General features: G+C 36.8%; 6 protein-coding genes and 1 tRNA gene. 3 read left to right on the forward strand and 4 right to left on the reverse strand.

The features are described 5' to 3' along the window. From PHP31_07865 to PHP31_07875, 3 genes are all read right to left on the reverse strand, one after another. The coding region (locus tag PHP31_07865) for a 50S ribosome-binding GTPase (protein ID MDD3739192.1) at window positions 1-322 on the reverse strand (322 nt) is incomplete at its 3' end. A gap of 143 nt (window positions 323-465) precedes the next feature. Further along, entirely contained in the window at window positions 466-2328 is a 1863-nt protein-coding gene (locus PHP31_07870) for a toprim domain-containing protein (protein MDD3739193.1), read from the reverse strand. A 281-nt stretch (window positions 2329-2609) separates the two neighbouring features. Beyond that, a tRNA-Leu gene (locus PHP31_07875) sits at window positions 2610-2693 on the reverse strand. Between the two features lie 154 nt (window positions 2694-2847). On the opposite strand from PHP31_07875, the gene PHP31_07880 reads away from it, so the two are divergent. Together PHP31_07880 and PHP31_07885 are read left to right on the forward strand one after the other, a co-directional pair. Next, window positions 2848-3798 carry a transketolase C-terminal domain-containing protein gene (locus PHP31_07880; GenBank protein ID MDD3739194.1) on the forward strand — a complete coding sequence of 317 codons (951 nt, stop codon included), beginning with the start codon at window positions 2848-2850 and terminating at the stop codon, window positions 3796-3798. A 15-nt stretch (window positions 3799-3813) separates the two neighbouring features. After that, a complete protein-coding gene (locus tag PHP31_07885) occupies window positions 3814-5505 on the forward strand; it encodes a glycosyltransferase family 39 protein (protein MDD3739195.1) in 1692 nt (563 codons plus the stop codon). Between the two features lie 160 nt (window positions 5506-5665). Here PHP31_07885 and PHP31_07890 read toward each other — a convergent pair whose 3' ends face one another. Next, the gene (locus tag PHP31_07890; GenBank protein ID MDD3739196.1) at window positions 5666-8506 is read right to left on the reverse strand and encodes an outer membrane beta-barrel protein; all 2841 of its coding nucleotides are present in this window, start codon (window positions 8504-8506) and stop codon (window positions 5666-5668) included. A gap of 153 nt (window positions 8507-8659) precedes the next feature. Between PHP31_07890 and PHP31_07895 the strand changes: the two genes are divergently transcribed. After that, on the forward strand, window positions 8660-9010 hold a 351-nt coding region (locus PHP31_07895; GenBank protein ID MDD3739197.1), incomplete at its 3' end, for an LptF/LptG family permease.

Below are 9010 nucleotides of genomic sequence, written 5' to 3' on the forward strand. Positions count from 1 at the left end.
TTTGGCTATCAAAACAGCGTATAACGTGAATAAGAGCATCGGTTTGCTGAATTTCGGCTAAAAACTTTGCCGAACTGCTTTCAGCCTGTCCGGAGCCTTTGGTTAATCCTGGAATATCGACCAAATCAACGGTAGTTGGAACAATCTTTTCCGATTTGATGTATTCTCTAATCTTGTACAGTCTTTCGTCGGGAACAAATATTTGTCCTAAGTTCGATTTCCCGTAATTTTGTTCGGGGTCTATCTTCGAGTTGGAAACACAATTAAACAAAGTTGTTTTTCCGCAGGATGTTAATCCTATTATACCGCATTTTAAACTCATAATGTTTTTTTTGCAAAGATATGCTTATGTTATAATTTATTTCTATAAATACTAAAATTAGATTAATTATTAAGATGCAAAAATACCATATTTTTTCAAGCCAACTTGTTGCATTGCAATAGATAAGGAAGATTGTTGCAAGTTTAAGCAACGCCTATTTCGGCTTCTTCGTACCTTAAATTTTCTATAATAAAATTCTGGCGACTTGGCGTATTGTTTCCCATGTAATACTCTAAAACCTTATCGATTTCCGACGTATTTTTTAGAATTACAGGTTCAAGTCGGATATTTTTGCCAATAAAGTGTCCAAATTCTTCAGGTGATATTTCGCCCAAACCTTTAAATCGTGTAATTTCCGGATTTGGTTTAAGTTTGTCCAAAGCCTCAACTTTTTGGTCTTCGTCGTAGCAATAAATAGTTTCTTTTTTGTTACGAACTCTGTAAAGTGGAGTTTGCAAAATATATACGTGTCCGTTTTTTACAAGTTCGGGATAAAATTGCAAGAAGAAAGTCAGCAAAAGCAGTCTGATGTGCATTCCGTCAACGTCGGCATCGGTGGCAATCACTATTTTGTTGTATCTAAGGTTTTCAATACCATCTTCAACGTTAATAGCTGCTTGTAGCAGATTAAATTCGTCGTTTTCGTAAACAATTTTTTTGGTTTTTCCGTAAGAGTTAAGAGGTTTACCTCTAAGGCTAAAGACGGCTTGTGTATTAACATCTCTCGATTTTGTAATTGAACCGCTAGCCGAATCGCCTTCAGTGATAAACAAAGTGCTTTCGTCTCGTAACTCATCGTCGCTATTGTAATGCACACGACAATCGCGTAGTTTTTTGTTGTGAAGACTGGTTTTTTTAACACTCTCGCGAGCCAATTTCTTGTAGTTGGTTATTTCTTTGCGTTCTTTTTCCGACTGCAATATTTTATTGAGCAACAATTCAGCAACATCAGGATTGATGTGAAGGTAATCGTCTAATTTCTTTTTCAGAATATCGGAAATGAACTTGTAAATGGTTACTCCGCCTTCGGCTATATGTGTTGAACCTAACTTTGTTTTGGTCTGCGATTCAAAAATCGGGCTCTTCACCTTAATACTTACAGCCGCAACAATACCCGAACGAATATCGGCAGGGTCGAAATCTTTGTTGTAAAACTCTTTTATTGTACGAACATAAATTTCTCTGAAAGCCGTAAGATGCGTGCCGCCTTGTGTTGTGTATTGTCCGTTTACAAACGAGAAATACTCTTCGCCGTAGTATTTATTGGTATGTGTTAAAGCACATTCAAAATCGTTGTCGGTAATGTGAATAATTGGATATACGATTTTGTTTTCGTCTAAGTTGTTGCTGAGCATGTCAAGCAAACCGTTTTTGGCTTGTAAAGTTTCTCCGTTCAGGTTTATTGTTAAATTATTGTTCAAATAGCAATAATTCCACAGCATCTTGTCGACATATTCTTTATAGAAATGATAATTGCCGAAAATTTCTTCGTCGGGAGTAAAAGTTACTATAGTGCCGTCTTTTTCGTTGCAGTCAATTTCGCCGCTATTGCTAACAAAATTGCCTTGACTGTATTCAACAATAACAGTTCTGTTATTTCTAATACTTTGAGTAACAAAATTCGACGACAAAGCATTAACAGCTTTCAAACCAACGCCGTTAAGTCCTACGGATTTTGTAAAAGCTTCGTTTTCGTAGAGTTTTCCTCCGGTATTAATCTGCGATACGCATTCAATTACGCTACCAAGCGGAATTCCCCTGCCGTAGTCGCGCACAACAACTTGCTTATCCTTTATGGTGATTTCAATTTTCTTTCCAAATCCGGCTGCGTACTCATCAACAGAGTTGTCAACAACTTCTTTTATCAGCACGTAAATTCCGTCGTCGTGCGAAGCACCATCTCCCAACTTCCCAATGTACATACCGGGTCTGCTGCGGATGTGCTCTCTCCAATCCATCGATTTTATCGTCTCTTCCGTGTAGTTGCTTCTGTTTATTTCAGTCATCAATTTGGTTTTATTGTAATATTACTAATTTGTAGCGATATATTTCACTGCTAAATTACAAATTTATTGTAGTTGTAGACCGTCTCGGACTAAAAGTTCTCAACAATCAGTGTTTGATAAATAAATTGCAATTATTTAAGTCTGTTTTTCTATTCAAAATTTAGGTAATGAATGCAAATTGTACTTACAACTTGTTTTATGAAGTTAGATAAAGCTATGTGAGACAATAATTGCGAAGTTATTCCGACAATCTACTTCTAGTGCATTGTAGTTTTGCAATGTGCCCAGGACAAGAGTCGAACTTGCACGTCCTAATGGACACCAGCCCCTCAAGCTGGCGCGTCTACCAATTTCACCACCTGGGCGGGTTAATCTTGTTTGCAAAGATAAGTATTTTGTGTTAAAAGATGAGATTTTTTGTTTTTTTTCGCTTTTGTAGCTTATCTAAAAATATTGTCTCAAAATTGTAATAATTAATAGTTTTCTTTTAATTTTGTTCCAAATTAAAAAACAAATAAAATGAAGTATTCATACACCGAAAAAAAAGATACCCGCTCGGGTTTTGGCGATGCTTTGCATGATATAGCTCAAACCAACAAAAATATTGTCGCCTTATGTGCCGATTTAACCGGCTCTGTTAAAATGGACAAGTTTGCTAAAGCGTTTCCCGACAGATTTTTTCAAATTGGCATAGCCGAAGCGAATATGATTTCCATGGCTGCCGGTTTTGCTGTGGGTGGAAAAATTCCTTTTACCGGAACTTTTGCAAACTTTAGTTCTTCCCGTGTTTACGACCAAATAAGACAATGTGTTGCGTATTCCAATACCAATGTTAAAATATGTGGATCGCATGCAGGTCTTACCACAGGCGAAGACGGAGCCACGCATCAGGTTATGGAAGACCTTGGCATGATGAAAATGTTGCCAAATATGGTAGTTATCAATCCATGCGACTATAATCAAACCTATCAGGCAACAAAGGCAATAGCCGAATATTACGGTCCGGTTTACCTACGTTTTGGTCGTCCTGCAATGCCTGTTTTTATTCCAAAGGATATGCCTTTTGAAATCGGTAAAGCTATTGTGTTGAACGAAGGTACTGATGTTAGTATTTTTGCTACCGGACACATGGTTTGGTTTGCTTTGCAAGCTGCAGAAGCCTTAGAAGAACAAGGAATAAAAGCCGAGGTTATTAATATTCATACTATAAAACCACTTGATACCGAAGCAATTATCAAATCAATAAGCAAAACAGGTTGTGCTGTTGTAGCCGAAGAACACTTTAAAAACGGCGGCTTAGGCGAAAGTATTGCCGGACTTTGTGCTCAGCTGTTGCCTACACCTATCGAGTTTGTCGCACTTGGCGATACCTTTGGCGAAAGCGGAACTCCCGATGAGCTTTTGAAGAAATACGGCTTAGACGACGTACATATCGTTAAAGCAGCTAAAAAGGCAATCAGCAGAAAATAAACAAATTGTTTTTTGATGAAGGCAATAAATTTAACATCTACAAGAACATTATCCCTTATCATAGTTGTAATTTCGGCTCTCGCGTTTATTCCATTTTTGGGTGGTGTAAATCTTTTTGATTGGGACGAAATTAATTTTGCTGAGTGTGCTCGCGAAATGATTGTTGACGGCAACTATATAGATGTTCAAATTGCCTTCCGACCGTTTTGGGAAAAACCTCCGCTTTTTGTTTGGATGCAGGTTGTAACTATGAAAATATTCGGTATTAACGAATTTGCGGCTCGTTTGCCAAATGCCATAGCCGGAATAGTTACTTTGCTCACTATATTTTTTATGGGGAAAAAGCTGCATTCAAAAGCTTTCGGACTTGTGTGGTCTTTTGTTTATTTCGCTTCGGTTTTGTCGCATTTCTATTTCCGCTCAGGAATAATAGACCCTTGGTTTAACTTCTTTATGTTCGTTTCGATTTATTTCTTTTTCAAACTGCAAATTAGCGATACCAAAAAGAAAAGAAATCTTTCGGCTTTATTGAGTGGAGTTTTTGTCGGTTTGTCCATTCTTACAAAAGGTCCAGTCGGATTGCTAATTGTAGGAGCAGTTGTATTTATATTTTTACTGATGCAAATTATCAAATCGCAAAAGTTTGTTATAGCAAAAGATTCCGAAGCCGAAACCAAACCTTTAAAACTACTGTCGCTAACCGAATGGCTTATTTTTCTTTCGTCAATAATTATTGTGGGTAGTATTTGGTTTATCTTGCAAATTATAGGTGGTAATCTACAAACAGTAATAGATTTTATTGCTTATCAAATTCGGCTGTTTCTAACTCCTGATGCAGGACATGGCGGCAACTTTCTGTATCACGTTGTTGTTCTGCTGATTGGAATGTTCCCTATATCAATATTTTCGCTCAAATATCTTTTCAGAGTTAAAGACAAACAATCTGTTGCTGATATTTTCGCGGTTTTAATGCAAATTTTGTTTTGGTTCGTTCTTATTTTATTCACAATTGTTAAAACCAAAATAGTGCATTACAGTTCCTTATGTTATTTCCCGATGAGTTTTCTGGGAGCATATTGCTTGATTCATATTTTTGAAGGAAAAGTAAAATGGAGCCGACTTACCAATGTTTTGCTGATTATTATTGCTGCCGTATTTTCGTTGGTAGTTGCCATCGTTCCGCTTATAGAAAAATATAAGCAAGAGATAATACCATACATAAAAGACGATTTTGCTGTGTTAAACCTTCAAGCCGAAGTCAATTGGTTACGTTGGGAGTGGGTGATAGCATTAATCTTTTTTATTGTAGTTATTGTCGCTGTAGCGATGAGCAGAAAGAATAAATACAAAAAAGCGTTTATAACCTTGTTTTCCGCTTCGGCGTTATTTATCATAAGTATAATTTATATTTTTCCTTATAGAATTGAGAAATACACTCAGGGAGCAGTAATAGAGTTTTACAAATCTGTCGCAGATGAGGATTGCTACGTGCTAACTTCCGGATTTCACACTTATGCAAGTCATTTCTATACCAAAAGCATACCTTCCGATTATAAACCTGCACTGCAATTACTGACAAAAAAGCCCGATAAACCCGTATATTTAGTTCTTAAAGAACCCCATTACAATCAGAATAAACACTTAGTTGTGGCTATGGAAGTCCATTTGAAAAAGAATGGCTGGGTAGTGCTTAAGCTGGCACCGTAGTAGGTGGTGGCAATTAGCAATGAACAATTAACAATGAACAATGAACAATTGGGGCAAGTTCTGAGTTCCGAGTCTAAAAACTCCTAACTCCTGACTCCTGACTCCTAACTCCTGACTCTTAACTCCTAACTCGTAACTCGTAACACGCACCCCGCAACACTTAATGCCTTCTCCTCATACCTCCACCGCCTCTACGTTGGTAGTTTTGGTCGAAGCCTTTTAGATTGTACGAAACACTTAGCATAAAGTATCTTGCCAAAGTGTTGGTAGTTGCTTGTTCAATATAGTTGAGATTGGCAATTTGGTCTATACTTAAGCTCTTGTTAAATATATCAAAGGCGGCAAGTCTGACTTCAAACTTATTACTTTTACCCAACAACCTTCTGATTGAAGCATGCCACAAAGGTATAGGATTTGCAGCTTGTATTTTCGAGTTGTAATAGTAGTAATAGTCGAAACTACTTTCGAAGTATGTTTTATTTATAAACTGCCACTTAATATCGGCATTTAAGCGTAAGGTATAAAAGTTATTATTAAGCGTTTTGTTTACTTGATAGTTATTAGTCGAGTAATTGAAACGAGTAGTAAATGAGAAATTAAAATTATGGTTAGGGGTAAGATTAAATCTTAATCTGGTTCTTCCCGTATTTGCATCATTCCAATCTTTGACATTATTAATTTCCGAGGGTTGTTTCCGATATGAATAGCCAACCATAAAGTCGGTTGTAAGTTTTGTTTTAATTATCGGAAAGCTCGTCCAAATGTATGAATATACGCTATGTTCGTTGTCCATGTTTGTAGGTTTGGCTACGGTAATAACACCTTTTCCCGGGACAAATGTTGTGTTTAGAGCGTAGTATATAGGATTTTGCGTGAGACTATATCCTGCGTGCATATTAATACTGCTAAACGATGAAGGATTAAATAATCGCAAATTCATGTCAACGCTGTGATATGTTGAAGGCAGCAGATTAATATTACCTAAATATTGATATGCCGGATTGCTCGTATTTTTCACAGGTTGCAAATACGCATAACTTGGAGGTGATATGGTTTTACTGTAGTTTACCCCAAACATATTGTTTTGGCTCATCATGTAATTAACCATAACATTTGGAGCAAAGTTATAATATACCTTGTTTAGCTTGTCGGGGCTCCAATCGAAACCTTTGTCAAGTGCGTTTAGACCGTCCATTCCTATGCGTTCGGCTGCAAAACCTACGGCAATATTCAAGCCGTCGTATGAGTATCTTATCGAACTTCCAACACGGTTGAATAAGGTGGTTTGTTTATAAAGATTGCTCAAACTGTCAATTCTGGCAGAATCTAAAACAACATCATGAACCTGATTGTTGTTCTGAGTTATGTTATTACTAAAGTTGCTAAAAAATTCGAGAAAGAACTTAGAAGACAAGGGTTCGGTGTACAATAAACTCGATTTTATTTCTGTTACCGAATTGTCGGTCTTGGCATACTGTTGTATTAATTCATTAGGGGTTAGCGCATTAAACAGTTCGTTAAGGTTTTTCAAACTAGTGTTATTTTCGGAGTTTTGAGTATTAAATCCGCCACTTAACGAAAACGAGCGTCCCAATTTTTTAAACTTATGATTGTATATGGCTGCAGAAGTGATCGCATATTTGTCAATATCTTTTATTGAAGATAGTTGCAAATGGTTTGAAGGCTCAAGGCTAAGGTCGGTAAACCATTGATTTTGCAAATTATTATCGTTGTCGCCACTGAAATTAACATTGACTTTTGCAATAATTTTATTAGCCGAGTCGAAATCGTGTTCAAATCTAGTGCCAATGCTGTGATTAAACACTTTGTTGTTGTAGTTTAAAGTGTCGTATTTATTAAATCCGCTTAAACTGTCCAATATGGTTTTGCGAAACGAATTTCTTATGTAATCCAAATCGGTTTGGTTGTACAGGTAGCTCGTATTAAACTTGGTTTTTGAGTTATCGTAATTATAGTTTGTTCCGCCGCCGTAGTTATTGGTAAAGCCTTTGCCATCGAATCTGGAAACACCCGAAATTCGGTAGAAGTTATAATCTCCCACACTTGCAATAAACCCAAAGTCGCCGTTGTCGTACTCGGTAAAGGCATTATTCCCCTTAAATTCAGAGTAGTCGCTCCAGTTCAAACCTGTTTGGTTGATATTGTTTCCGTATCCAATAAACGAAAGTTGCGATTTAGTTGTAAAGCGGTTGTAGTTTCCCCTGAGAGCCCAACGATCCTGCGTTCCGCCGGCAACCGACAGTTTCCCGAATGCTCCTGTCTTGTATGCTTCTTTAAGCTCAAGGTTCATTGCTTTTTCTTGTGTGCCGTCGTCAATGCCTGTAAGCTGCGCTTGTTCCGATCTTTCGTTATAAATTTGTACTCTGGAAACAGATTCGGCACCTAAGTTTTTTGTAACACTTTTGGGGTCGTTGCCAAAAAACGTTTTTCCTTCAACGTAAACCTTTTTCACTTCTTGTCCCTGAGTGGTTATTTTACCGTCGCTATCAACTTCAACTCCCGGAAGTCGCGAAAGCAGGTCTTCAACCGTAGAGCCCGGAGGTACAATAAAAGTTGTTGCGTCAAACTCAACAGTGTCGCCTTTGATAAACAAAGGAGCTTTGGCAGCTCTAACGACAACTTCCAACAAATCAGTTTGAATGGGTTTCAGCTCTATGCCTTTTAAAATCAAAGTTTTTTCATTTGTAGGCAGTATGTTTTGTTGGTGTGGAATGTAGCTAACATGCGAAATCTTTAAGATTTGCGTTTCATTTTTAATATTATTCAGTTTAAATTCTCCATTTTCATTGCTTGTAGTAAAACTAACCAAAGTTGAGTCTTTAACCGAAAGCAACATTATTGTAGCAAATGGGACTGAGTTTTTCGACGAGTCGATTAGCGTTCCTTCAATATTGACTCTTGAAGGCATTTGTGAGTAAGCTTTGTTTGTTGTTATTGCTAGCGACAGCAACAAACAAATTGTAATAGCAATTCTGTTCATCTGAGTTTATTATTTTAGCCCTTTTAAAATTATTGTTTTTTTGTAACGTAAAACATTACAAAATTATTTTAAACGTTTAATTTTGCAAAAAAACACCATTAATTATTGTTAAATGGTTTATAAATTGTTGTTAAAATAGAAAATTCCATATAGGTGAAGAAGATATATAGTTTGGTTATTAAGTCGTATGTAGGACCATTATTTTCAACATTTTTTGTTGTAATATTTGTCTTGCTCATGCAATTTGTATGGACTTACGTAGATGTAATGGTGGGCAAGGGCTTAAGTTGGCAGGTAATAGCAAAACTGTTGTTTTACGCATCGTTTACCTTTTTGCCTACGGCTTTGCCTATTTCCATACTGCTTTCGTCAATAATGTCTTTCGGAAATTTGGGTGAAAACAACGAGTTGGTGGCAATTAAGTCGGCGGGCATTAGCATGAGAAAGATTTTTATACCAATAAGTGTTATCGTTCTTTTTGTCAGCGTTGCGACTTATTTTTAT

This window comes from Lentimicrobiaceae bacterium (genome assembly GCA_028697555.1).
Lineage (GTDB): Bacteria > Bacteroidota > Bacteroidia > Bacteroidales > UBA4417 > UBA4417.